Source organism: Pseudomonas sp. AC083 (assembly GCF_979253165.1).
Map to the genome: position 1 here is coordinate 19,256 of NZ_CEEDDH010000006.1, position 25,668 is coordinate 44,923.

Below are 25,668 nucleotides of genomic sequence, written 5' to 3' on the forward strand. Positions count from 1 at the left end.
ACGCAAACTTCTGCCGAATAGAAAAGCCCCGGCCATCACTGGTTCGGGGCTTTTGCTTTCCAGCCTTCAATCAATCACGCAAATCCGACTCATGAATGGGCTGATCCCGATGGGTCGCGCGCTGATACTGCGCGGGCCACACTGCTTTGCGTCCGCCCAGATCATCGTCGGCGTGCAGCGGCCAGTACGGATCGCGCAGCAGTTCGCGCGCGAGGAAAATGATATCAGCCTGACAGGTACGCAGAATGTGTTCGGCCTGGGCCGGCTCGGTAATCATTCCGACAGTACCGGTCGCGATGCCTGACTCTTTGCGTACCCGCTCGGCGAAGCGCGTCTGATATCCGGGTCCAACCGGGATTTCCGCGTTTGCAGCAGTCCCTCCTGAAGACACGTCAATGAGATCGGCGCCCAGCGTGTGAAGGCGACGCGCCAGTTCCACGGTTTCGTCCGGATTCCAGCCGTCTTCGACCCAGTCGGTCGCCGAGACGCGGACAAACACCGGCAATTCCTCCGGCCATACCGCCCTCACCGCTTCAGTGACTTGCAGCACCAGACGGATACGATTCTCGAACGAACCACCGTACTGATCGCGGCGTTGATTGCTGAGCGGCGAGAGAAACTGATGCAGCAGATAGCCATGCGCGGCATGCACCTCGACCACGCTGAAACCCGCCTTCAGCGCGCGTTTGGCCGCGTCGACAAAGGCCTGGATCACTTCGGCGATCTGCCCTTCATCCAGCTGCTTCGGTTGGGTGTGCTGCGGGTCGAAAGCAATCGGCGATGGCCCGACCGGGGTCCAGCCGCCGTCCTCGGGTTTGACACTGCCATGCTTGCCGATCCACGGCCGGTGGGTGCTGGCCTTGCGCCCGGCGTGGGCCAGTTGAATACCGGCGACCGCGCCCTGAGCGGTGATGAAGCGAGTGATGCGTTGCAGCGGTTCGATCTGTTCGTCGTTCCACAGTCCAAGGTCTTCGGCGGTGATGCGCCCGTCGGCGGTCACCGCCGTGGCTTCGGTAAAAACCAGGCCGGCACCGCCCACCGCGCGGCTGCCCAGGTGCACCAGATGCCAGTCGTTGGCCAGGCCGTCGACGCTGGAGTACTGGCACATCGGCGACACGGCGATGCGGTTGGGCAGGGTCAGTTGGCGCAGGGTAAAGGGTTCAAGCAGCAGACTCATGGGGCACCTCTCGAATCAGTGGGCAGGCTCCAGGGTTCTGTTTGAAAAGTCGACGAGTGACAGAAAAAGGGTGCAGCACCCGCCCCCGCGGGCAAGAATTCGACAAGACGTCACAAGGCCAATCAAGCAGTGCTTAGAGCCTAGTCGACAACCGGAGATGACGGAGGGTTCAGAGTAATTCAGTGTGTGAAAGGACGCTTTCGCGAGCAGGCTCGCTCCCACAAGGCAGCACCGTACCTGTGGGAGCGAGCCTGCTCGCGAATGGCTTAACGCGGTTCGATATGAGCAATCATCAGTTGCACAGTCTCGTTGCCACGAAACTCGTTAACGTCAAGTTTATAGGCCAACTCGACCCACTGAATCGTCGGGTTCGGCCACACATCGCGATCAATGCCAAACGCGATGCCATCGAGCTTCACCGAACCACATTCGCTTTTCAGCACCACTTTCAAATGCCGTTCGCCAACCACGCGCTGCTCGACCAACTGGAACACGCCATGAAACAGCGGCTCCGGAAAGTGCTGACCCCATGGCCCGGCGTGGCGCAAGGCGCGGGCCAGTTCGAGGTGGAACTCTTCGACGGCCAGCGTGCCGTCCGACAACATTCGCCCAGTGAGGTCTTCTTCGCGAAGTTGCCTACGTACTTCAGCGTCGAATGCCTCGGCGAACAGCGGAAAATTCTCCTGCGGCAAGGTCAGACCAGCGGCCATCGCGTGGCCACCGTACTTGGCGATCAGGTTCGGATGCTGCGCCGCGACCACGCTCAGCGCATCGCGAATATGGAAGCCCTGCACCGAGCGACCGGAGCCCTTGAGCAGACCATCACCGGCATCGGCGAAGGCAATGGTCGGGCGGAAATAGCGCTCTTTCATCCGCGAGGCGAGGATGCCGATCACGCCCTGATGCCACTCCGGATCGAACAGGCACAGACCGAACGGCATCGACTCGACCGGCAGATCCTTGAGCTGCGCCAGCGCTTCACGCTGCATGCCCTGCTCGATGGATTTGCGATCCTGGTTCATGCCGTCCAGTTGCGCAGCCATTTCCCGCGCCAGATTGGCGTCGGCGGTGAGCAGGCATTCGATGCCCAGGCTCATGTCGTCCAGACGCCCGGCGGCGTTCAGGCGAGGGCCGACAATAAAACCCAAGTCGGTGGAAGTGATCCGCGCAGCCTCTCGCTTGGCGACTTCGAGAATCGCCTTGATCCCCGGCCGCGCCCGGCCGGCACGAATCCGCTCCAGCCCTTGATGCACGAGAATGCGGTTGTTGGCATCCAGCGGCACCACGTCGGCGACGCTGCCCAGCGCCACCAGATCGAGCAGTTCGCCGATGTTCGGTTGCGGTTTGCTCTCGTACCAGCCAAGGCTGCGCAGGCGTGCGCGCAAGGCCATCAACACATAAAAAATCACCCCGACGCCGGCCAGCGCTTTGCTCGGAAACTCGCAGCCCGGCTGGTTCGGATTGACCAGCGCATCGGCCTGCGGCAGTTCATCGCCGGGCAAGTGGTGGTCGGTGATCAAAACCTTCAGTCCGGCGCGCTTGGCCGCCGCGACGCCTTCGACGCTGGAGATGCCGTTATCGACGGTGATCAATAGTTGCGGTTCACGGGTCAGCGCGACTTCGACGATTTCCGGCGTCAGGCCATAGCCGTATTCGAAACGGTTCGGCACCAGATAATCGACATGCGCAGCGCCCAGCAGGCGCAGGCCGAGCACACCGACGGTGCTGGCGGTGGCGCCGTCCGCATCGAAGTCGCCGACGATCAAAATGCGCTGGCGTTGCTCCAATGCCGTCACCAGCAGGTCAACCGCCGCATCGATGCCTTTGAGCTGCTGGAACGGGATCAAGCGCGCCAGACTTTTGTCCAGCTCCGCCTCCGACTGCACGCCCCGCGCCGCGTACAGGCGGGTCAGCAGTGGCGGCAGATCACCGAGGAAAGGCAGCGTGGCAGGCAATTGACGAGGTTCGATACGCATGGGGCGACGGAGGCTTCTCTTTGATTCGTGGGAAATATCAGCGGTGTCGCGACCTCAGCCGCGCTCACCTTGCAGCCATTGCAACTGGACTTCGTGCTGACCGCGATCGTCGGTGACGAAGATCGTGCCTTCGCTGATCATCACGTCCCACTTGATGACGCGCGGCATGTCCTTGGCCAGGGTCTCCAGCACTTCCTGCGGGACGGCGGCGATGTTGACGTTTTTCAGGTTCTTGATCGCCGGGATCACCTTGGTTTCCCACACACGCAGGCTGCCGTAGGCCAGCAGGCTGGTGCGTTCGGTGCGGCGCGAGCACCAGGTCAGGCGATCGGCATCCGGCTGGCCAACTTCGATCCAGTGCAGGACACGGTCGTCCAGGCTCTTTTCCCACAAGGCCGGTTCATCCACGTCTGACAGACCACGGCCGAACGACAGCTGCTCGTTGTACCAGAGCGCGTAGGCCAGCAGCCGCACAGTCATGCGTTCTTCGGTCTCCGAAGGATGACGGGCGATGGTCTGCTTGACGCTCTCGTAGACGCTGCGGTCGAGGTCGGTGAGGTTCAGTTCGAATTTGTAGGTAGTGGACGGCTGGGCCATGAACGGGCTTCTTGATACGAGGAAAGTCGGCAAGTCTAACCGATGCCACAGGCAATCATCGAATTGATGGCAATCCAGCTGCGGCGTCTGACAGCCGGCTATGTTAAAACCCTGTATCCGTTCAGCCTTGTCCTACAGGATTTCGCATGCCGTTCACCAGCAAACCGCTCTCGGGTCTGAAAGTCATTGAATTGGGTACGCTGATCGCCGGGCCTTTTGCCTCGCGCATTTGCGGCGAATTCGGCGCCGAGGTGATCAAGATCGAGTCGCCGGACGGCGGCGATCCCCTGCGCAAGTGGCGCAAATTGTACGAAGGCACCTCGTTGTGGTGGTTCGTCCAGGCGCGCAACAAGAAGTCGCTGACCCTCAATCTGAAACACCCGGACGGTCTGGCGATCCTGAAACAGCTGCTGGGCGAGGCCGACATCCTTATCGAGAACTTCCGCCCCGGCGTCCTGGAAAAACTCGGCCTGAGCTGGGAAACCCTGCACGCACTGAATCCGAAACTGGTGATGGTGCGCCTGTCCGGTTTCGGTCAGACCGGGCCGATGAAGGACCAGCCAGGTTTCGGTGCGGTCGGCGAATCCATGGGCGGTTTGCGTTATATCACCGGTTTCGAAGATCGGCCGCCGGTGCGCACCGGGATTTCCATCGGTGATTCGATTGCCGCGCTGTGGGGCGTGATCGGTGCGTTGATGGCACTGCGTCATCGCGAGGTCAACGGCGGACTGGGCCAAGTAGTCGACGTTGCGCTGTATGAAGCTATCTTCGCGATGATGGAAAGCATGGTGCCGGAGTTCGACGTGTTCGGTTTCATCCGCGAGCGCAGCGGCAACATCATGCCGGGCATCACGCCCTCTTCGATCCACACCAGCGCCGACGGCAAGCATGTGCAGATCGGTGCCAACGGTGATGCGATCTTCAAACGCTTCATGCTCGTGATTGGCCGCGAAGATCTTGCCAACGACCCGCAGCTGGCCAGTAACGACGGGCGTGACAGTCGCCGGGACGAGTTGTATGGCGTGATTGATCGCTGGGTCAATTCCTTACCACTGCAGACTGTTCTCGACTTGCTCAATCAGGCCGACGTACCGGTCAGCCGGATCTTCAGCGCCGAGGACATGTTCAACGATCCGCAATATCTGGCGCGCGAGATGTTCCTGCATGCCAAGCTGCCGGACGGCAAGGACTTCAAGATGCCCGGCATCGTGCCGAAACTTTCCGAAACCCCAGGTTCATCCGAATGGGTCGGGCCGCAGTTGGGCGAACACAATGCGCAGGTGCTTGGCGATCTGGGCTACGACGCGGCGCAAATCGCTCGGCTGCGTGAAGACGGGGCCATCTGAGCAGCGCCGGGCGCTTGGCTTTTTCGAGCAATAGCCGCGCATTGCGCAAACGCCGGGCAAAAGAAACCCCGAGAAGTGGGGAGACGACTCGGGGTTAAACGGGGTCTGCTTCGAGACCCGTAGCAGCAAGCGACAAGCACCGGAGCACAATGCTTGATCCTGCTGTTATGGGCTCTGACTGACAGGGATGCAGGAAGGTTCCCACAAAAAATATTTCATCTTTACAGGGCCGGACGCTTGTCCAGAGCTGCATTGCGCAACGCCGCAATGACGCAGGGTTCCAGCCGCCCTTCGGCGATCATCACGTCACGGTGCAGGCCGTCCACCACGTCGGTCAGCAAGCGCTTGTCGCTCAACTGGGCCTGATTGAATTCGCGTTCCACCACAATGGCGCCGCTGCTGTTCTTCAGCGTCACCAGACATTCACCATGGCTGCCGCGAGGGGTCAGCGTCACCTGATACGGGCTCAGAGCCTCACCGAGCAATAGACTGATACTTTCCATCTCGATCTCCACTCAATAGTCCGAAAACACAGTGCCTGGGGCGTGTTCACATTAAATGACCACCGGCCCGAGAAGAAAGTTCTGCCTGTCGCGTCCCGACCTTGCGGGTCCGCGTCTGACAGAGCATGCACGGCGAAGATGACAGAAAAATATTCGCCGGTTTCAGGCCTCGATGAGCTCCTGCGGGGTGATCAGATAACTGTCCAGCAGACCTCTCATCAACACCGCCGAAACCGGCGTTTGCAGCCGTCCCAGCAGGCGCAGGCGTTGCTGGCGGAGCAGCGGCTCCAGATCACTCATCAAACTCTGCGCGACCGAGCCCAGCAGAATCAGGGCACGCGCCTCATGGTGCGCCGCCAGGTGATGAATCAAAGCCAGCCCATCGCCACCTTTGAGCTGCGGATCGCAAATGGCGATATCGACCGCGCCGCGATGTCCCAGTGAACTCAAGGCTGACGCCAGCGAAGGCGCGGTCAATACATCGTAGATGCCGATGGCATTGAGCATTTGATGCAATGCCATCAGCTGGAACGGGTTGGGTTCAAGAATCAGGACTTTAAGCGAGCGCATGGGCGACCTCTGGAGCGATCATCGCGGACTCTCACCGCAGTTGTCGTTCACTCTAGGGCAGGCGTCTTAAGCCTCCCATCAGAAAAGTAGCCGCGTCTTGCAGGACATTTCCCTTCTTTACTGCAGACAGCGACACCCGCTCTCGGTCCTGCGCTGAGTGATGTCGGTCCAGCCACCCAACAGGCCGCGCAATTTACCGTCACCGCTGTAAAACGGCACGGTCCACTGATACACCTCGCGAGACCCGCCCTTGAACAGCAGCTGCCGTTTGCTGAAGCGCGACTTGCGGGTCTGCAACTGGGCGATGAATTCGTCGTGCAGCATCCGCGCAGTGGCTTCTGGAAACGCATCGACTTCGATCAGCAGGCGACCCTGCATCTGGTCCAGGCGCACCGACAGTGCTTCCTCGTAACTGCGATTGCAGATGATCAAGCGCCCGTGCAGATCACGGACAAACACCGGATCCGGCATCGAATCGATCAGGGCGTGCTGAAAGGCCAGTTGATCACCCAGCTCCTTTTCCGCTGCGCAGCGCAGCTTGATTACGGCTGCCAGACGCCTGTTCCACACCAGCGACAGCATTCCGAAAACGCCGATTACCCCCATCGCCCAACATGCCCACTCGACCAGCCGTTCCCAGACGGAGGGCACGGGCGGCGGCGAAACGCCTGCCAGCCACTTGAGACGCATCGCCCGCAACTCCGCCGCAGGAAACGCTTCCAGCGCCTTGTTGAGAATACTCAGTAGTTGCGGCATGCCTTTTCGTACAGCCAGATGATCGGCTTCCCACTTGCCCTCTACCAGGGCACCGACCTTGAGCATGCCCAACGGATAGAGCTGCGCGCCGATTTCGTTTTCGATGGTTGCGTAGGCTTCACTGCTCTCGACCAGAGCCCGCGCTTCGGCGTAGGTTTTCACCGAGCGTATTTCAATCGACGGATAGTCGCGCCGAATCGCATCCTCCAGGGCATGACGGGCGGGCAGCACCAGAACGCGCTTGGCCAGTTGCTCGAAAGACTCCACCCGCGGGGTATTGGCATGTCCGACAAAAACCCAGCCTGCCCCTCCAAAAGCATGACTGAAATCGAGAAACGCCTTGCGATCATCACTCATGGCCAAGGTCGTACTGATGTCCGCGATCCCGCTTTGCAGGCGATCGAGCATATGGTCGGTAGAGAACGATTCCTGGTGCTCGAATTGCAGGCCGGTCATTGCGCTGACGCGCTTGAGCACATCGTTGTTCAGACCGCTCCACTGGCCATGTTCGTCCTGAAACAGGTACAACGGATATTGCACCGATGCCACCGTCACTCTGGGGTTGTCACGTATCCATTGCTGCTCGTGCGCATCCAGCTCAATAGCCTGGACACTGGCTGACGCATTGGCCTGATCGAGTGCCATTTGCGCTGCCACGCCGCTGTGTGTCCACCCCAGCACCGCCAACAAAAACAACCAGCCCAGTGCCGGTTTCAAACCTCTGTAAAACAGCATTGCCATTTCCTTCGTGATCGACTCACCCGTCCTTCGTGGGTGAAAACCCGAGCAGTGTGGCAGCAGAAACAAAAAAGCCCGTCAGGAGACGGGCTTCAAAATGTGACAGCTTTTACTGGCTTAGAGCGGCTTGCCGCGGTTGCCATGCTGGCTGACAAAGGCTTGCACGGCTTTCAGGTCGTTTGGCAGAACCGTGCAGCGCTCGTTTCGCTCAAACAAATCAGAAAGATGTGCAGGTAGTTCGAGCGCTTTTCCTACACCCGCTTTCTCCACTGCCTCAGGAAACTTGACCGGATGGGCAGTACCCAGAATGACCATCGGGATATCCAGGCTGCGACGGCATTCGCGCGCGGCTTTCACACCGATGGCAGTGTGCGGGTCGAGCACCTCACCGGTTTGCTCGTAGACGTCGGCGATGGTTTCGCAGGTCAGCGCATCGTCCACCGCCAGCGAATCGAACAGCTTGCGTGCTTCGGTCCAGCGTTCCTGCTCGACGCTGAAACTGCCGTCCTTTTTGAACGAGTCCATCAGGCCGGCAATCGCCGCACCGTTACGCCCGTGCAGGTCGAACAGCAGGCGCTCGAAGTTCGAGGACACCATGATGTCCATCGACGGCGACAGCGTTGCGTGCAGGGTTTCCTTGACGTACTGGTTGCCGCTCATGAAGCGGTGCAGGATGTCGTTGCGGTTGGTCGCGACGATCAACTGGTTGATCGGCAGGCCCATGTTGCGCGCCAGGTAACCGGCGAAGATGTCGCCGAAGTTGCCGGTCGGTACCGAGAACGACACCGAACGCGCCGGACCGCCCAACTGCAGGGACGCATGAAAGTAGTAAACGATCTGGGCCATGATCCGCGCCCAGTTGATCGAGTTCACCGCCACCAGACGCGTGCCTTTGAGGAAGCTCTGGTCGGCGAAGCTGTTCTTGACCATTTCCTGGCAGTCATCGAAGTTGCCTTCGATGGCGATGTTGTGGATGTTCTCGCCGAAGATCGTTGTCATCTGCCGACGCTGCACTTCCGATACACGCTGATGCGGGTGCAGGATGAAGATGTCGACGTTTTCGCAGTGCTTGCAGCCTTCGATGGCCGCAGAACCGGTGTCACCAGAGGTGGCACCGACAATCACCACGCGCTCGCCGCGCTTTTCCAGCACGTAATCGAGCAGGCGACCGAGCAGTTGCAGGGCGAAGTCCTTGAACGCCAGGGTCGGGCCGTGGAACAGCTCAAGCACCCATTCATTACTGTTCAACTGACGCAGTGGCGCAACGGCGCTGTGGGCGAACACGCCGTAGGTTTCTTCGAGAATTTTCTTGAAATCGGCATCCGGAATGCTGCCGGTGACAAACGGGCGCATCACCCGGAAGGCCAGCTCGTGATACGGCAGGCCGGCCCAGGAAGCGATTTCTTCCTGAGTGAAACGTGGCAGGTTTTCCGGGACGTACAGACCGCCATCGGTCGCCAGACCGGCCAGCAGGACCTCTTCGAAATTCAGGGCCGGGGCGTGGCCGCGAGTACTGATATATCGCATTTTTTTCAAACCTTCGGTTTGAGCTGCAAGCTGCAAGCTGCAAGTCGCAAGTAAAAGCCAGACTGCTTCTCTCTTGCCGCTTGCAGCTCGAAGCTTGCCGCTGCTTTTAGTTCAAATGTTCGACACGGATCCGTACAACCGGGCCGTCGACGCCAGCAAGTGCTTCCAGCGCGGTGATCGCATCGTTGATGCGCTGCTCGATCACGCGGTGGGTCAGCAGGATCATCGGCACCAGGCCGTCATGCTCTTCGACTTCCTTCTGCATGATCGATTCGATATTGATGCCGCGCTCCGACAGGATGCTCGCCACCTGCGCCAGTACGCCCGGATGATCCTTGGCGTGAATGCGCAGGTAGTAAGCGCTTTCGCACGCTTCGATCGGCAGGATCGGATGCGCCGACAGCGAGTCCGGCTGGAAGGCCAGGTGCGGCACACGGTTTTCCGGGTCGGAAGTCATCACGCGAACCACGTCGACCAGGTCGGCGATCACCGAGGAGGCGGTCGGCTCCATGCCAGCGCCGGCACCATAGAACAGCGTCGAACCGGCGGCGTCGCCGTTGACCATCACTGCGTTCATCACGCCGTTGACGTTGGCGATCAGGCGATCGGCCGGAATCAGCGTCGGGTGCACGCGCAACTCGATGCCGGCGTCAGTGCTGCGTGCCACACCGAGGTGCTTGATGCGATAGCCCAGCGCTTCGGCGTAGTTGACGTCGGCAGTGGTCAGTTTGGTGATGCCTTCGGTATAAGCCTTGTCGAATTGCAGCGGAATGCCGAAGGCAATCGATGCCAGAATGGTCAGCTTGTGCGCCGCATCGATGCCTTCGACATCGAAGGTCGGGTCGGCTTCGGCGTAACCGAGCGCTTGCGCTTCGGCGAGCACGTCTTCGAACGTACGACCTTTTTCGCGCATTTCGGTGAGGATGAAGTTGCCGGTGCCGTTGATGATCCCGGCAACCCAGTTGATGCGGTTGGCGGACAGGCCTTCGCGGATCGCCTTGATCACCGGAATGCCACCGGCCACCGCCGCTTCGAATGCCACGATCACGCCTTTCTCGCGTGCCTTGGCGAAAATCTCATTACCGTGAACGGCTATCAGCGCCTTGTTCGCGGTGACCACATGCTTGCCATTCTCGATGGCCTTGAGTACCAGCTCGCGGGCAACGGTGTAGCCGCCCATCAGCTCTATGACGATGTCGATCTCAGGGTTCGTGGCCACTTCGAAGACATCGTTGGTAATCGCAATACCGGTCGTCTGGAACTGAGGCTTTGGCGTGCGCGTGGCAATTTGTGCCACTTCGATTCCACGCCCGGCACGACGAGCAATTTCCTCGGCGTTGCGCTGAAGTACGTTGAAGGTACCGCCACCGACGGTCCCTAACCCACAGATGCCTACTTTGACCGGATTCACTGTGAACTCCCCATGAAACGGCCGACACAGGGTCGGCCGGAAAACAACCGCGTGCTCGCGGCTCTCTGTTGATGGCCCGGCGCTGCTGCTGCCGGACCACGATCGTCAACGGTTGCCCGTGACGATGCGAATTACTTCGCGCCCAGCGCCAGTTTGGCGACTTGTGGCGCCGGCTGGTAGCCCGGAATGACCTGGCCGTCGGCCAAAACGATGGCCGGTGTACCGTTCACGCCGATCGACTGACCGAGGGCGAATTGCTTGGAAACCGGGTTATCGCACTTGGCGGCCTTGATTTCCTTGCCATCGACCATTTTGTCCATGGCGGCTTTCTTGTCTTTCGAGCACCACACTGCTTGCAGCTGCTCGTCACCCGGCGAATTCAGGCCCTGGCGCGGAAACGCCACGTAGCGCACTTCAATGCCGCGCTTGTTCAGCTCGGGCACTTCGGCATGCAGTTTGTGGCAGTACGGACAGGTGGTGTCGGTGAACACGGTGATGTGCGACTTGGTCTCGCCCACGGCCGGGTAGACCACGGTTTCGGCCACCGGGATGGCATTGATCAGTTTGGAAATGCCCAGGCGTTCGGTCTTCTCGGTCAGGTTGACCGGTTTGCCATTCGCGAGCTGATACAGGTTGCCCTGCACGATGTACTGGCCATCGGCGCTGGCATACAGCACGCGGCTGCCTTTGAGTTTGACTTCGTACATGCCAGGCAACGGGCTGGCACTGATGCTCTCGACCGGAACCTCGAGTTCGAGTTTTTCCAGGCTTTGACGAATGGCTTTGTCAGCCGCGTCGTCGGCGACGGCAAAGGTGCTCACCAACGCAATGGCGGCGGCGGCGAAAATCTGGGTCAGACGCATGAGTACTCCTGAGGGCGGGCCAATGAAACGGTCAGAACGCCCGTGCGAAACACCGGGTCATAACCGTCCATCGTGCAAACCGGCAAAGCCTAACACATAAGGTCACGAGGGCCGAATGCGCCTGTCGCCACACACTCATGTGCAACTGACACATCTTCATGCTTGTACAGCTGACCCACAACCACATGTGGCTGACACACATTATTGTGGCGAGGGGATTTATCCCCGCTGGGTTGCGAAGCAGCCCTGAACCATCCACCGCGATCTTTCAGTCAAAATCGAGCCAGCCGGGTTTGCGACTGCTGCGCAGCCGAACGGGGATAAATCCCCTCGCCAGAGGTCAGTGTTTCAACATTATGGGATGTGTCAGCCGCGTGGGTGGTGCTTCGCGTGCAAGTCCTGCAAGCGGGCGCGGGCGACATGGGTATAGATCTGCGTCGTAGACAGGTCGCTGTGGCCGAGCAGCATCTGCACCACGCGCAAGTCCGCGCCGTGGTTGAGCAGGTGCGTGGCAAACGCGTGGCGCAAGGTGTGCGGCGACAGCGACTTGCCGATCCCGGCGACCTTGGCCTGATGCTTGATCCGATGCCAGAACGTCTGCCGGGTCATCTGCTCGCCGCGCTGACTGGGGAACAGCACATCGCTGGGGCGGCCACCGAGCAACTCGCCACGACCATCACGCATATAGCGCTCGACCCAGACAATCGCCTCCTCGCCCATCGGCACCAGACGCTCCTTGCTGCCCTTGCCCATCACCCGCAATACGCCCTGGCGCAGGTTGACCTGCTCCAGCGTCAAGCTGATCAGTTCGGTCACGCGCAGGCCGCAGGCATACAGCACTTCCAGCATCGCGCGGTCACGCTGGCCGATGGCTTCACTCAGGTCCGGTGCCTTGAGCAGTGCTTCGACATCGGCTTCCGACAGCGACTTGGGCAACGGCCGACCCAGTTGCGGCATGTCGACGCGCAACGTCGGGTCGACGCTGATCAGTTTTTCCCGCAGCAGATAGCGATAAAAGCCACGCACCCCGGAGAGAAATCTCGCCGTCGAGCGCGGCTTGTAGTTTTGCTCCAGCCGCCACGCCAGGTGATCGAGGATCAACTCGCGGCCGGCATTGATCAGCTCGAGATTTTTCTCCTGCAACCAGCCGTTGAACAGCGCGAGGTCGCTGCGATAGGCGTCGCGGGTGTTGTCGGACAGGCCTTTCTCCAGCCATAAAGCGTCGAGAAATTGATCAATCAGCGGATGGTCGATGGCAGGCATGGGTGCTCGGGGCAGGCGGTTTTTAACACTGCGCGCAAATAGACAGTGAACGACGGGAATGGCCGCTAGTCTTTCATAGCCAGCCAGATCAAGGAACAGGGAGCATCAATGAACGAGCAGCAAATTCTCTTGGCATTTGGCGGGATCGGCGCGGCGGCGCTGGGTTGTCAGTGGCTGGCATGGCGCCTGAAGCTGCCAGCCATTCTTTTTTTGCTGCTGACCGGCATTCTGGCCGGCCCGGTGCTGGGTTGGCTCGACCCGCAGGAAATGTTCGGCCCGCTGCTGATGCCACTGGTGTCGCTGGCGGTGGCGCTGATCCTGTTCGAGGGCAGCCTGACCCTGCACCTGTCGGAATGGAAAGAAATTGGCAGCGTCGTCCATCGCCTGGTGACCCTCGGTGCGATCTCGACCTGGATCGTCATCGCGGTTGCCACGCACTTTCTGCTCGGTTTCGACTGGATGCTGGCGATTCTGTTTGGCAGCCTGACGCTGGTCACCGGTCCGACCGTGATCGTGCCGATGCTGCGGGTGGTGCGGCCAAAAGCTTCGATCGCCAACATCCTGCGCTGGGAAGGCATCGTCATTGATCCAATCGGCGCGCTGCTCGCGGTCGTGGTGTACAGCTTCATCATCGCCAGCGCTGAAGGCCATGGCCTCAAGCAAAGCCTCTTCACCTTTGGCGGGGTGATCCTCTGCGGCGCCGCGTTTGGTGTCGTCGGTGGCTGGCTGTTGGGGACGGTGATCCGGCGCCAGTGGCTGCCGGAATACTTGCATAACCTGGCCTCGCTGGCAGCGGTGCTGGCGATTTTCATCGGTGCCAACCAAGTGATGCATGAGTCCGGCCTGCTGGCGGTGACGCTGATGGGCATGTGGCTGGCCAACATGAAAGGCGTGGACGTGCGGCACATTCTGCACTTCAAGGAAAACCTCAGCGTGTTGCTGATTTCCGGACTGTTCATTCTGCTCGCGGCGCGCCTGGACCTGGACGCTTTGATCGGTCTGGGACCGCTGGTGTTGATTCTGCTGTTGGTGATCCAACTGATCGCCCGTCCGTTGAATGTTTTGCTCAGCACCGCCGGTTCCAGTCTCAGCTGGCGTGAACGAGCGTTGCTGTGCTGGATCGCGCCGCGCGGAATCGTCGCTGCGGCAGTCTCGGCGATTTTCGCGATTCGCCTGGATGAATCCGGACATGAAGGCGCCCTGCTCCTGGTGCCGCTGACCTTTGCGGTAATCATCGGCACCGTGGTTTTGCAAAGCGCAACGGCGCGACCGCTGGCACGGCTGTTAAAGGTCGCCGAACCGGCACCGAGCGGTTTTCTGATCGTTGGTGCCAATGGCCCGGCTCGTGAATTGGGCAAGTCGCTGCAGCAACTGGGCAGTCGCGTGCTGCTGACCGATTCGAGCTGGGAGAATATCCGCGCGGCACGTATGGAAGGCTTGCCGACCTATTTCGGCAACCCGGCGTCGCAGCATGCCGACGCGCATCTGGATCTGGTGGGGTTGGGGCATTTGCTGGCACTGTCACCGTCGGGCGAGCTGAACACATTGGCGGCGATGCGCTTTCGTCATGACTTCGGTCATCAGCGCCTGTTCGGTCTGGCCAGCGGCCATGAAAGCCGCCGCAGCGACAAGCACCGCGCAAGCCTGGAACACCGGGGCAATCAACTGGGCAGTGAGGCACTGACCTATTCGAAACTGGCCGGCCAGATGGGCCAGGGAGCGGAGCTCTACAGCACGACATTGACGGACGGCTTCGGCTGGGAGGACTACCAAGCGCTGCACGGCAATCGCGCGACGCTGCTGTTCATGCGTGATGACAGCGGCTGGGTGCATGTGGTGACACCGGAAACGGCGTTGAAGCCGGGTGCGGGGTGGACGTTGCTGGCGTTGATTCAACCGCAAGGTTCCAGCGCCTGACAGAGCGATTCGCGAGCAGGCTCGCTCCCACATTTGAATTCCTGTGGGAGCGAGCCTGCTCGCGAAGGCCGCGACTCGGTCACGGACAGAAGATCTTTGTAGCGCAAATCGCAGGCAACAAAAAAGCAGCCCGTAGGCTGCTTTTTTCTGCATCGGAAGCTGGGCTTAAGCCAGTTTTTCCTTGATGCGTGCTGCTTTACCCGACAGGTCGCGCAGGTAGTACAGCTTGGCTTTACGTACGTCACCGCGACGTTTGACAGCCATGCTGTCGATCTGCGGGGAGTAGGTCTGGAAAGTACGTTCTACGCCAACACCGTTGGAGATTTTACGAACGGTGAACGCACTGTTCACGCCGCGGTTACGCTTGGCGATTACAACGCCTTCGAACGCTTGCAGACGGGAACGATCGCCTTCCTTCACTTTCACCTGAACGACAATAGTGTCGCCTGGGGCGAAGGTAGGGATTTCTTTGGTCATCTGCTCTGCTTCGAGTGCAAGGATGATTTTGTTGGTCATGCTGTGCTCCTAAGGTAAATCGTTCGATCTACCATCGATACGTTGTTAACTATCGTCCCGCTCGCGGATGTATTCCTCGAGCAGCTTCTTCTCTTCTCCAGAAAGCGAGCGGCTTTCCAGAAGATCGGCGCGTCGTTCATAGGTCCGACCAAGGGACTGCTGTAAACGCCAACGCCGGATATGCGCGTGATTGCCACTCAGCAACACGTCGGGAACACGCTGATCCGCATACACCTCCGGTCGGGTGTAGTGCGGGCAATCCAGCAGACCATCCGTAAAGGAATCTTCCTCAGCGGAATCCGCATGCCCTAAAGCTCCAGGCAGCAGTCGTGTAACCGCATCGATCAGGACCATGGCCGGCAGCTCGCCGCCAGACAGTACATAGTCGCCAATCGACCACTCTTCATCGACATGAGCCTCAATAAAGCGCTCGTCAATGCCTTCGTAGCGGCCGGCAATCAGGATCAATGCATCCGATTGTGCCAGCTCGCGTACCGCCGACTGAGTCAGTTGACGGCCTTGGGGGGACAGGTAAATCACCTTCGCCGCCTCCCCGGCTGCTGCCTTGGCCTGAGCCAGTGCATCTTCCAGGGGCTTGATCTTCATCACCATGCCCGGACCACCGCCAAACGGGCGATCGTCCACAGTGTGATGCCGATCCGTCGTGTAATCTCGCGGATTCCAACAGGTCAGCTGCAAGAGCCCCTGTTTGACCGCACGACTGGTGATGCCGTAATCGCCAATGGCGGAAAACATCTCGGGAAACAAACTGATCACTTCTACGCGCAAGTTAGCCACGTTCAGAAGTCCGCGTCCCAATCCACCTTCATCTCGCCCGCTTCCAGGTCGACGGCCAACACGCATTGCTCCGTATAGGGCAACAGGCGTTCGCGATCATCCAGGCTGCCAGCGCAAGGCTTGACGACCATTACATCATTGGCGCCGGTTTCCAGAAGATGATCGATTTTCCCGAGCAGTTGCCCAAGGGTGTCGATGACCTTCAGACCTTCCAGCTGGTGCCAGTAGTACTCGCCTTCGGTCAATTCAGCGAACAGGTTGCGCGGCACGCAGATCTCATAACCGGCCAGAAGACGAGCTTCTTCACGATCATCGAGACCCTTGAGCTTGGCGACCAGGAACTTGTCGCTCCCGCGTCCACTGACCAGCTCGACCTGTTTGACATTGCCTTCGCGCTTGAGCGTCCAGGTTTTGTACTGCAACAGGTTTTCAGTCGGATCAGTAAAGGAATAAACCTTCACTTCGCCGCGAACGCCATGAACAGAATAAATTTTGCCAATAACGATCAAATCATCGGCAGGGGCTGGCGTCGCGTTCATATTGCTCAGGCCGCAGCCTTGGCAGATTCCTTCAACAACTGAGCAACGCGCTCAGAAGGTTGTGCACCAACGCTCAGCCAGTAGGCAACGCGTTCTTGGTTCACGGACAGACGGATTTCCTGACCACGGGCAACAGGGTTGAAGAAACCAACCTGTTCTTTGTGGGAGCCGTCACGCGGGTTACGCGAGTCGGTTACGGTCAGGTGGTAAAACGGGCGCTTTTTGGAGCCGCCAAGGGCAAGACGGATTGTTAGCATGTGAACATCGTTCCTGTAGTCGGTGCTGCAAATCTAAATGCACAGCGGGCATGGGTGCCCGAAAGGCCGCATATTCTAAGGAATATCCGGACTTTTGCAAATGACTTTTTCCGGCGCCCATGGCATGCCGTGCGGATTTGCATAGAGAGCCGTCGATAAAAACGGCCAGTCAGCTCCCGCCGAGTGCGGGTTTGCTGTTGATCCTGCGTCCTTGCAGGGTCTGCGCCGGTGCGACGACCGGCGAAGTCTTGGTGTCCTGTCTCACATTTTCGGCATGCCGCCGCCGGGCAACATACCGCCCATGCCGCGCATCATTTTTGCCATACCGCCCTTGGCGGTGAATTTCTTCATCATCTTCTGCATCTGCTTGTGCTGCTTGATCAAGCGACCGATGTCCTGCACTTGCGTGCCGGAACCCATGGCGATCCGGCGCTTGCGCGAACCGCTGATCAGCTCAGGGTCGCGGCGCTCGGCCGGGGTCATGGAATTGATGATGGCTTCCATCTGCTTGAACTGCTTCTCTGCGGCGTTCTGGGCATTGCCCATTTGCGACAGGTTGACACCGCCGATGCTCGGCAGTTTGTCCATGAGCCCGCCGAGGCCGCCCATGTTCTTCATCTGTTGCAGCTGATCGCGGAAGTCTTCGAGGTCGAAGCCCTTGCCCTTCTTCAGCTTCTTGGCCAGTTTGTCGGCCTTGTCCTTGTCCAGCGTCGCTTCGGCCTGCTCGATCAGGCTGAGCACGTCGCCCATGCCAAGGATCCGCGAGGCGATACGCTCAGGGTGGAACGGATCGAGCGCTTCGCTCTTCTCGCCCATACCGATGAACTTGATCGGCTTGCCGGTGATGGCGCGCACCGACAGCGCGGCACCGCCACGGGCGTCGCCATCGACCTTGGTCAGGATCACACCGGTCAGCGGCAGCGCATCGCCAAAGGCCTTGGCCGTGTTGGCGGCGTCCTGACCGGTCATGGCGTCGACCACGAACAGGGTTTCGACCGGGTTGATCGCCGCGTGCAGCGCCTTGATCTCGCCCATCATCTCTTCGTCGATGTGCAGACGACCGGCGGTGTCGACGATAACCACGTCGATGAATTTCAGTTTGGCTTCTTTAATAGCCGCATTGGCGATGTCGACCGGCTTCTGGCTCAGGTCGGACGGGAAGAACGTCACGCCGATGTCGTTGGCCAGGGTTTCCAGCTGCTTGATCGCCGCCGGACGGTAGATGTCCGCCGAAACAACCATGACCGACTTCTTCTTGCGCTCTTTAAGAAAGCGCGCCAGTTTGCCGGCAGTGGTGGTTTTACCCGCGCCCTGCAGACCGGCCATCAGAATCACGGCTGGCGGAACGGCGCTCAGGTTGAGGTCTTCGTTGGCCGCGCCCATCAGGCTTTCGAGTTCGGCCTGGACGATCTTCACGAATGCCTGGCCCGGCGTCAGGCTGCGCGACACCTCGGTGCCGACAGCGCGCTCCTTGACCGAATTGACGAAGTCCTTGACCACCGGCAATGCGACGTCAGCTTCGAGCAACGCCATGCGCACTTCACGCAGGGTGTCTTTGATATTGTCCTCGGTCAGCTTGGCCTTGCCGGTGACATGGCGCAGCGTCTGCGAGAGACGGTCGGTTAAGTTTTCAAACATTGCGCGATCCTTTCAGGCCCTGTACGAACCGGGATAATGGCGGCCCAGACCGGAATCAACATGTGCTCGGCGAGCCTGCGGCGTGGGCAGGTCGCGGATTATAGCGAAGACTGCGGCCGGCGGACACCTCGCCGTCAGCTTGCGGAGTCTTTCGTGCCGTGGCGGTTCTATGCCAAACTCAGCGCCTTTCGGGCTCGCCTAACAGGATTTATGCTCCCCTTGTCACCCAGTTTGCTGACCACCCTCGCCGCCGCCCTGCTCTATGCCGCTGCGACCGTCTATCAAAGTACCCGCCTGGCCACCGGCGCCAAGGCGAACAAGCGCCTGCTGGTCAGCCTCGGCGTCTTCGCCGTGCTCGCCCACGGCGCCAGCCTGCTCACGCATCTATTGACCCCGATCGGCCTCGGCCTGGACTTCTTCAGCGCGTCCAGCCTTATCGCCGCGGCGGTGATTGCCCTGACCTTGCTCGCCTGCTCGCGGATCCCGGTGGAAAACCTGCTGGTGCTGCTGTTCCCGCTGGGTGCGATCACGGTATTGCTGGCGCAGTTCGCGCCGACCGGCACGGTGCAGATCATCGATGAAGAGCCGGGCATCCTCGCGCACATTCTATTGTCGATCCTCGCCTACGGCATGTTCACCATCGCCGTGTTCCAGGCGTTGCTGCTGCTGGTTCAGGACCATCAGCTCAAGCACAAGCACCCGTCCGGGCTGATCAAGAACTTCCCGCCCCTGCAAACCATGGAAAGCCTGCTGTTCGGCTTTCTCTGGGCCGGCTGGACGCTACTGTCGCTGTCGCTGATTTCCGGCTGGCTGTTCGTCGAGAACCTGTTCGCTCAGCACTTGGTGCACAAGACCCTGCTGGCCTGCCTGGCATGGATCGTCTTCAGCGTGCTGTTGTGGGGCCGCAACCGTCTGGGCTGGCGTGGCCACAAGGCGATTCGCTGGACCCTCGCCGGTTTCTGCCTGCTGATGCTGGCGTACTTCGGCAGCAAACTGGTTCGTGAATACATTCTGCACATCTGACGGGCGGCATAAATGGACGGTTTGCCCATAGGGCCGATGCTCGCGGTATTTGTCCTGCTGATTTTATGGTCAGGGCTGTTTACCGCCGTCGAAATCGCGCAGCAGCACCTGCTCGCGCAACGTATCGCCTCGCGCGCCAGCGATAAACCGCTGGCGAAGCTGAGCTTCCCGCTCGACAGCCTGATCCTCTGCAACACCCTGTGCCGCGCTCTCGCGGTGATCATCGCGACGCTGCTGGCGATTTTTCTCTGCGAAGAAAACGGCCCGTGGGCGGCCTGCCTTAGCGCCGGTGGCATCCTGCTGGTGTTCGCCGATTATTTCCCGCGCACCGTGGCCCGGCGCTATCCGGATGCCGTGCTGGCGTTCGGCAATGCCCTGCTGACCGTGCCGATGAAAATCGTCTACCCGTTCGCGTGGCTGTTCAGCCGGGTCAGCGCTTTGTTGATGACCCCGTTCACGCGCAAGGCGCAGGTGGTGCAACAGAGCGAGGACGAGTTGCCGGCCGATCACGACGATGATCACGACCATCCGGTCCGCACCCACCCGGTATCGGGCATTCATGCGCTGGACAGCATCACGGTCAACGACATTCTGGTGCCGCGCAGTGACGTCGACGGCATCAACCTCGACGATTCGATCGAAGAGATCATCGAGCAACTGCGCGAGAACAAGCGCACGCGTCTGCCGGTTTTTCACAGCGACATCAATCAGGTCGAAGCGGTGCTCAACACCCGCCAGATCGGCCATTTGCTAAGCAACGGCGGATTGACCCGCGAGGCACTGCTGGCCGCCAGCTACGAGCCCTACTTCGTCCCGGAAAGCACGCCGCTGCAACTGCAACTGCTGAATTTCCACAAGCAGCAACGCCGCCTCGGCATGGTCGTCGATGAATACGGCGAAGTGCTGGGCATCGTCACCCTTGAAGACATTCTCGAAGAGATCGTCGGCGAATTCGAAAGCGAGCACAGCCTCGACAACCCGCACATCCATCCCCAGGCCGACGGGCGTATGGTGATCGATGGCGCCGCATCGATCCGCGACCTGAACAAGTGCCTGGGCTGGCACCTGCCGAGCGACGGGCCGAAGACGCTCAACGGCCTGGTCACCGAAGCGCTGGAAACCATTCCGGAAAGCGCGGTGTGCCTGAAGATCGGGCGTTATCGACTGGAAATCCTTGAGACCGAGGAGAACCGGGTGAGCAAGGTGTTGATCTGGCTGACCTCATCGGTGCCTGCTCTGGTGCCTGCTCGATAAAGCTGCATTGTTTGCGCTTGTTTGATCGTTAGCCCCCTTCCTATAATCGAGGCGCTTACCCAAGCGCCGTCGATCCCTGTGCCTACCCGGCACTGCCCGGATCCTGACTGTTTCCGCTGCAAACCGACGACTGTTCCTACTCGAAACAGCGCTCGCGCCCTACCCCACATCCCTGGGTGTTCGACCATAATAATTCGCTCCACTGGAGCTCATGACTGTCAGGGATCACCGCATGACGACCCAAACCGCTTACAGCGAAACCGCGCCTGCCCAGCCGACCAATTCCGCCACCCGCGTGGCCACGGCAAGCTTTATCGGCACCGCCATCGAGTTCTACGACTTCTACGTTTATGCCACCGCTGCGGCGCTGGTGATCGGGCCGGTGTTCTTTCCGCAGACCTCCGGCACGGCGCAGATGCTTTCCGCTTTTCTCACTTTCGGCATTGCCTTCCTCGCCCGACCACTGGGTTCGGCACTGTTTGGCCACTTCGGCGACCGTATCGGCCGTAAATCGACGCTGGTCGCCTCACTGCTGTTGATGGGCGTGTGCACCACCTTGATTGGCGTGTTGCCGGGCTACGACAGCATTGGTGCCTGGGCGCCGATTCTCCTGTGCGTGCTGCGTTTCGGTCAGGGCCTGGGCCTTGGCGGCGAATGGGGCGGCGCAGCGCTGCTGGCCACGGAAAACGCGCCGAAGGGCAAACGCGCCTGGTTCGGCATGTTTCCGCAGCTCGGGCCATCGATTGGTTTTCTTGCGGCCAACGGCCTGTTCCTGACCTTGGCCATGACCTTGGATGACGAACAGTTCCGCAGTTGGGGCTGGCGTATTCCGTTTCTGCTCAGTGCGGCGCTGGTGATGGTCGGCCTGTATGTGCGCCTGAAATTGCATGAAACGCCAGTGTTCGCCAATGCGATCGCCCGTCAGGAGCGAGTCAAGGTGCCGCTGGTCGAGTTGTTCAGCCAATACTGGGCGCCGACCCTGCTCGGGGCGGCGGCGATGGTGGTCTGCTATGCACTGTTCTATATCTCGACGGTGTTTTCCCTGAGCTATGGCGTATCGACGCTGGGTTACAGCCGCGAGACTTTCCTTGGCCTGCTGTGCTTTGCCGTGTTGTTCATGGCCGCCGCGACGCCTTTGTCGGCCTGGGCCAGCGACCGTTACGGGCGCAAACCGGTGCTGATCATCGGTGGCGTGCTGGCGATTCTGTCCGGATTTCTCATGGAGCCATTGCTGACGCAGGGCTCGACCTGGGGCGTGGCGCTGTTTCTGTGCATCGAGTTGTTTTTGATGGGCGTGACATTCGCACCGATGGGCGCGCTGTTGCCTGAGCTGTTTCCGACCCACGTGCGTTATACCGGCGCTTCAGCGGCGTACAACCTGGGCGGCATCGTCGGGGCCTCGGCGGCGCCGTTCTTTGCGCAGAAACTGGTGGCGATGGGTGGGTTGAGTTATGTCGGCGGGTATGTGTCGGCGGCGGCGGTGTTGAGTCTGATTGCGGTCTTGTGCTTGAAGGAGACGCGCAATAACGATCTGAATCAGGTTGCCTGACAGAAGATCAAAAGCTTCGCGAGCAGGCTCGCTCCCACAGGGAAATGCATTCCAAATGTGGGAGCGAGCCTGCTCGCGAATAGCTGCCGCGACCCGGTTTACAGCTCGACAACAACCGCCTGCGACGCACGGGTCGCTTTGGCGCGTGCGGCCTCGATCGACTCATCACGGGCCAGCGCCACGCCCATGCGGCGCTGACCGTTCACTTCCGGCTTGCCGAACAGACGCAGCGCGGTGTCCGGCTCGCTCAACGCAGCGCCCAGATTGGCGAATGCAGTCTGGGTCGACTGGCCTTCCACCAGAATCACGGCCGACGCCGACGGACCGAACTGACGGATCAGCGGTACCGGCAGGCCAAGAATGGCGCGGGCATGCAGAGCGAACTGCGACAGATCCTGAGAGATCAGCGTCACCAGCCCGGTGTCATGCGGCCGTGGCGAGACTTCGCTGAACCACACCTGATCGCCTTTGATGAACAGCTCGACGCCGAACAGACCACGGCCACCCAGCGCTTCAGTGACTGCTTTGGCAACGCGCTCGGATTCAGCCAGAGCAATCGGGCTCATGGCCTGCGGCTGCCAGGATTCCTGATAGTCGCCCTTCTCCTGACGGTGACCGACCGGTGCGCAGAACGTGGTGCCGCCAATGTGGCGCACGGTCAGCAGGGTGATTTCGTAGTCAAAGTCGATGAAGCCTTCGATGATCACCCGACCTTTGCCGGCGCGTCCGCCCTCTTGCGCGTAATCCCAGGCTTTCTGTACGTCATCGGCGCTGCGCAACAGGCTCTGGCCCTTGCCCGACGAACTCATCACTGGCTTGACCACGCAAGGGAAACCCAGGTCCTGAACGGCTTTGCTGTAGTCCTCGAAGGTGTCGGCAAAGTGGTACGGCGAAGTCGGCAGGTCCAACTCCTCGGCAGCCAGACGACGAATACCTTCGCGGTTCATGGTCAGTTGCGCCGCACGCGCGGTCGGAATCACGGTGAAGCCTTCGGCTTCCAGCTCGACCAGCGTGGCGGTAGCGATGGCTTCGATTTCCGGCACGATGAAGTGCGGCTTCTCGGCTTCGATCACTGCACGCAGAGCAGCGCCGTCGAGCATGTTGATCACGTGGCTGCGATGGGCGACTTGCATGGCCGGCGCGTTGGCGTAGCGGTCGACGGCAATCACTTCAACGCCCAGGCGCTGCAGTTCGATTACCACTTCCTTGCCCAACTCACCACAGCCACACAGCAATACGCGGGTCGCGGTTGGCGACAATGGAGTTCCGATACGGGTCATCTCAGGTCCTCAAAGGAAGCGGATCATCGAGGAAAGCCACGCAGGTGCGCTTTCCATGGGGAGAAAGCGCGGCATTTTACATGAACCCGAGGGTTTGGCTTCAGCTGGCGACAGCCTGTTTGCGATCACGCCAGGCCATGATCAGCCAGACCGCGGTGACGCCGGCAAACTTGGAGGCCAGCGCGGTGATGATCACCGGCGGCGTCAAGGCGTCGATCATGCCGAAGAAGATGAAGGTATCCAGTGGAATGCTCAGCGCCGAACTGATCCACAGTCGATCACGCAACGGCCGCTTGGTAATGCTGAACACCAGCCAGTCGATGCACTCGGAGACCGCGAACGCCGTGGCGCTGGCCAGCGCGATGGAAGGGTCGGACGTGATGTAGGAGAGCACCAGCGCCGCCAGCATCGCCACGATCGCGCCATGACCGAAGCGCGTTTGCACCATGTCACGCAGCACGAACACCAGGCCGCCCCAGGCCGACCAGATGATGTCCAGGTGCGGTGCGGTGGAAAAGGCGAAGTTGATCAGCACGACGCTGCTGATGTAGGCGATGAGGAAGATCATGGGGGCGGCCTGTAAATGTGGCGCACAGGTTACTTGAGCGCTGGTATTGCGCCAATAGGTGCGGTGACAGGACCGACGTCTTCGCGAGCAAGCTCGCTCCCACAGTGGAACGCATTTTCAAGGTGGGAGCGAGCCTGCTCGCGAAAGCGGTGGTTCAGACGCCTGACTTCGCGGGAATCATCCAGACCAATCCACTCGCCTTCGCCCGTTCATGACACAGCCCCAGCACCACCCGGCGCTCGTCATTGCTCATGCGGCCCCAGCGGGTGATCTCCGCGACCGTGCGCTGGCACCCGGTACAAACGTCATCTTCATCCAGCGCGCAGATATTCACGCAAGGCGAGGCGACTGGTCGTTCAACAGTCGTCATTGTTCCTGCTCGACCAGATCGCGGGCGTAACGCTGCGAGTTATGCACATAGTGCGCGGCGCTGGCTTCGAGCATCTTCTTTTGCGCCTCGGTCAGTTCACGTACGACTTTGCCCGGCGAGCCCATCACCAGCGAACCGTCGGGAATTTCCTTGCCTTCGCCGATCAGCGAATTGGCGCCGATGATGCAGTTCTTGCCGATCTTCGCGCCGTTGAGAATCACCGCGTTAATGCCGATCAGACTGTAATCGCCGACCGTGCAGCCGTGGAGCATCGCGTTGTGGCCGATAGTCACGCCAGTGCCGATGGTCAGTGGATAGCCCATGTCGGTGTGCATCACCGTACCGTCCTGCACATTGCTGTTCTTGCCGATGAGGATCAGTTCGTTGTCGCCGCGCAACACAGCGTTGAACCAGACGTTGGCGCCCTCTTCCAGGCGGACCTTGCCCACCAGCACGGCATTGGGCGCGACCCAGCTCTGTGGATGGGTTTCGACACGGGCGTCGCCCAGGCGGTATTTCATTTTGTTTTCCTCGGGGCTCGCGGCCGTTCGAACGACGGCTCAGGTATCGACAAAGCTTTTCGGCGGTCGGTGCAGGCTGATTTTGGCGTCATAGAGCAGGTTGATCAACTCGACAATCATGATCGCCGTCAGGCCCCAGATCTTGTACTCGCCGAAGCGATAGCTCGGCACGTACCAACTGCGGCCCTGATAATCGATGCGATGGGTATGCTCACGCGGGTCCTTGCGGAAGAATTCCAGCGGCACGCTGAAGACGGCGGCGATCTCGGCATCATTGGGCTGGTATTCGACAAAGTCGGGAATCACCCCGACATACGGCGTTACCTTGATGCCGTGCAGGGAGATCAGCGGACTCAGCGGGCCGATGACTTCGACCAGGCCCGGTGGCAGGCCGATCTCTTCTTCGGCTTCGCGCAGCGCGGTGAATATGAGGTCCGGATCTTCCGGGTCGCGTCGCCCTCCGGGGAAGGCGACCTCGCCGCCATGGGTCGAAAGCCCGCTGGCGCGCAGGGTCAGGACCAGTTCCGGTTCGTCACTGCGGGTGATCGGCACCAGCACGGCGGCTTCGGGGAAACGTGCGTCGGTCTCCAGCGTGCGCGGTGTGTGGTTGCTTACCCTATGCAGTAGCTCGTCCAGCATGAGTGTTCTCGATCGGTGCCTTGCTCCGCATCATGCACCAATCAAAGCGAGCGCCCAAGCCCCCGAAACCCG

25 protein-coding genes are annotated in these 25,668 nt (G+C 60.3%); 5 read left to right on the plus strand and 20 right to left on the minus strand.

What is annotated here, in order from left to right; genetic code table 11:
* Window positions 1-70 precede the first annotated feature (70 nt).
* From AC0IXA_RS11590 to AC0IXA_RS11600, 3 genes are all read right to left on the minus strand, one after another.
* Window positions 71-1,177 (minus strand): NADH:flavin oxidoreductase/NADH oxidase, encoded by a 1,107-nt coding sequence (locus tag AC0IXA_RS11590; RefSeq protein ID WP_471813113.1) that lies wholly within the window; start codon window positions 1,175-1,177, stop codon window positions 71-73.
* 266 nt (window positions 1,178-1,443) lie between these two features.
* A complete protein-coding gene (gene recJ, locus AC0IXA_RS11595; RefSeq protein WP_016771527.1) occupies window positions 1,444-3,153 on the minus strand; it encodes a single-stranded-DNA-specific exonuclease RecJ in 1,710 nt (569 codons plus the stop codon).
* A 54-nt stretch (window positions 3,154-3,207) separates the two neighbouring features.
* Entirely contained in the window at window positions 3,208-3,750 is a 543-nt protein-coding gene (locus AC0IXA_RS11600; protein ID WP_007908961.1) for a YaeQ family protein, read from the minus strand.
* Window positions 3,751-3,896: 146 nt separating this feature from the next.
* Between AC0IXA_RS11600 and AC0IXA_RS11605 the strand changes: the two genes are divergently transcribed.
* Window positions 3,897-5,096: a CaiB/BaiF CoA transferase family protein gene (locus tag AC0IXA_RS11605; RefSeq protein ID WP_125918291.1), complete on the plus strand. Its 1,200-nt coding sequence runs from the start codon at window positions 3,897-3,899 to the stop codon at window positions 5,094-5,096.
* Between the two features lie 221 nt (window positions 5,097-5,317).
* Here AC0IXA_RS11605 and AC0IXA_RS11610 read toward each other — a convergent pair whose 3' ends face one another.
* From AC0IXA_RS11610 to xerD, 7 genes are all read right to left on the minus strand, one after another.
* Entirely contained in the window at window positions 5,318-5,599 is a 282-nt protein-coding gene (locus tag AC0IXA_RS11610) for a DUF3509 domain-containing protein (protein WP_016771530.1), read from the minus strand.
* 162 nt (window positions 5,600-5,761) lie between these two features.
* Window positions 5,762-6,169, minus strand: a complete 408-nt coding sequence (locus AC0IXA_RS11615) for a response regulator (protein ID WP_016771531.1) — start codon at window positions 6,167-6,169, stop codon at window positions 5,762-5,764.
* 117 nt (window positions 6,170-6,286) lie between these two features.
* Complete coding sequence (locus AC0IXA_RS11620) at window positions 6,287-7,660, minus strand: transporter substrate-binding domain-containing protein (protein WP_471813116.1); 1,374 nt, start codon at window positions 7,658-7,660, stop codon at window positions 6,287-6,289.
* Window positions 7,661-7,780: 120 nt separating this feature from the next.
* Complete coding sequence (gene thrC / locus AC0IXA_RS11625) at window positions 7,781-9,190, minus strand: threonine synthase (protein ID WP_471813118.1); 1,410 nt, start codon at window positions 9,188-9,190, stop codon at window positions 7,781-7,783.
* A gap of 106 nt (window positions 9,191-9,296) precedes the next feature.
* A complete protein-coding gene (locus tag AC0IXA_RS11630) occupies window positions 9,297-10,601 on the minus strand; it encodes a homoserine dehydrogenase (protein ID WP_471813120.1) in 1,305 nt (434 codons plus the stop codon).
* Window positions 10,602-10,732: 131 nt separating this feature from the next.
* Window positions 10,733-11,464: a bifunctional protein-disulfide isomerase/oxidoreductase DsbC gene (gene dsbC, locus AC0IXA_RS11635; RefSeq protein WP_016771534.1), complete on the minus strand. Its 732-nt coding sequence runs from the start codon at window positions 11,462-11,464 to the stop codon at window positions 10,733-10,735.
* A 366-nt stretch (window positions 11,465-11,830) separates the two neighbouring features.
* Window positions 11,831-12,727, minus strand: coding sequence for a site-specific tyrosine recombinase XerD (xerD, locus tag AC0IXA_RS11640; protein ID WP_186569435.1), 897 nt, complete (start codon window positions 12,725-12,727; stop codon window positions 11,831-11,833).
* Window positions 12,728-12,835: 108 nt separating this feature from the next.
* Here xerD and AC0IXA_RS11645 point away from each other — a divergent pair, with 108 nt between their 5' ends.
* Complete coding sequence (locus AC0IXA_RS11645) at window positions 12,836-14,644, plus strand: cation:proton antiporter (protein ID WP_471813123.1); 1,809 nt, start codon at window positions 12,836-12,838, stop codon at window positions 14,642-14,644.
* Between the two features lie 165 nt (window positions 14,645-14,809).
* On the opposite strand, the gene rplS is transcribed toward AC0IXA_RS11645, so the two are convergent.
* From rplS to ffh, 5 genes are all read right to left on the minus strand, one after another.
* Window positions 14,810-15,160 carry a 50S ribosomal protein L19 gene (gene rplS / locus AC0IXA_RS11650; protein ID WP_003175895.1) on the minus strand — a complete coding sequence of 117 codons (351 nt, stop codon included), beginning with the start codon at window positions 15,158-15,160 and terminating at the stop codon, window positions 14,810-14,812.
* Window positions 15,161-15,205: 45 nt separating this feature from the next.
* On the minus strand, window positions 15,206-15,958 hold the full coding sequence (gene trmD, locus AC0IXA_RS11655) for a tRNA (guanosine(37)-N1)-methyltransferase TrmD (RefSeq protein WP_038860625.1): 753 nt from the start codon (window positions 15,956-15,958) through the stop codon (window positions 15,206-15,208).
* 2 nt (window positions 15,959-15,960) lie between these two features.
* Window positions 15,961-16,497 (minus strand): ribosome maturation factor RimM, encoded by a 537-nt coding sequence (gene rimM, locus AC0IXA_RS11660; protein WP_471813128.1) that lies wholly within the window; start codon window positions 16,495-16,497, stop codon window positions 15,961-15,963.
* Window positions 16,498-16,502: 5 nt separating this feature from the next.
* The gene (rpsP, locus tag AC0IXA_RS11665) at window positions 16,503-16,754 is read right to left on the minus strand and encodes a 30S ribosomal protein S16 (protein WP_003185073.1); all 252 of its coding nucleotides are present in this window, start codon (window positions 16,752-16,754) and stop codon (window positions 16,503-16,505) included.
* Window positions 16,755-17,015: 261 nt separating this feature from the next.
* Complete coding sequence (gene ffh / locus AC0IXA_RS11670) at window positions 17,016-18,392, minus strand: signal recognition particle protein (RefSeq protein WP_007967791.1); 1,377 nt, start codon at window positions 18,390-18,392, stop codon at window positions 17,016-17,018.
* Window positions 18,393-18,602: 210 nt separating this feature from the next.
* On the opposite strand from ffh, the gene AC0IXA_RS11675 reads away from it, so the two are divergent.
* The 3 genes from AC0IXA_RS11675 (at window position 18,603) to AC0IXA_RS11685 (ending at window position 22,218) form a co-directional block, all read left to right on the plus strand.
* Complete coding sequence (locus tag AC0IXA_RS11675; protein ID WP_016771539.1) at window positions 18,603-19,415, plus strand: cytochrome C assembly family protein; 813 nt, start codon at window positions 18,603-18,605, stop codon at window positions 19,413-19,415.
* Between the two features lie 12 nt (window positions 19,416-19,427).
* Entirely contained in the window at window positions 19,428-20,669 is a 1,242-nt protein-coding gene (locus tag AC0IXA_RS11680) for a CNNM domain-containing protein (RefSeq protein WP_471813131.1), read from the plus strand.
* A 232-nt stretch (window positions 20,670-20,901) separates the two neighbouring features.
* Window positions 20,902-22,218 carry an MFS transporter gene (locus AC0IXA_RS11685; protein ID WP_122692785.1) on the plus strand — a complete coding sequence of 439 codons (1,317 nt, stop codon included), beginning with the start codon at window positions 20,902-20,904 and terminating at the stop codon, window positions 22,216-22,218.
* A gap of 98 nt (window positions 22,219-22,316) precedes the next feature.
* Here AC0IXA_RS11685 and purT read toward each other — a convergent pair whose 3' ends face one another.
* The 5 genes from purT to AC0IXA_RS11710 form a co-directional block, all read right to left on the minus strand.
* Window positions 22,317-23,498 (minus strand): formate-dependent phosphoribosylglycinamide formyltransferase, encoded by a 1,182-nt coding sequence (purT, locus tag AC0IXA_RS11690; protein WP_024011715.1) that lies wholly within the window; start codon window positions 23,496-23,498, stop codon window positions 22,317-22,319.
* A gap of 100 nt (window positions 23,499-23,598) precedes the next feature.
* Window positions 23,599-24,066, minus strand: a complete 468-nt coding sequence (locus AC0IXA_RS11695; protein WP_016771544.1) for a VUT family protein — start codon at window positions 24,064-24,066, stop codon at window positions 23,599-23,601.
* Between the two features lie 154 nt (window positions 24,067-24,220).
* Window positions 24,221-24,436, minus strand: a complete 216-nt coding sequence (locus AC0IXA_RS11700; protein ID WP_071174484.1) for a DUF1289 domain-containing protein — start codon at window positions 24,434-24,436, stop codon at window positions 24,221-24,223.
* Window positions 24,433-24,957, minus strand: a complete 525-nt coding sequence (locus tag AC0IXA_RS11705) for a gamma carbonic anhydrase family protein (protein WP_016771546.1) — start codon at window positions 24,955-24,957, stop codon at window positions 24,433-24,435. Before AC0IXA_RS11705 ends, AC0IXA_RS11700 begins: the two co-directional genes overlap by 4 nt.
* A gap of 39 nt (window positions 24,958-24,996) precedes the next feature.
* Window positions 24,997-25,596, minus strand: coding sequence for a CoA pyrophosphatase (locus AC0IXA_RS11710; RefSeq protein WP_471813133.1), 600 nt, complete (start codon window positions 25,594-25,596; stop codon window positions 24,997-24,999).
* Window positions 25,597-25,668: the final 72 nt, after the last annotated feature.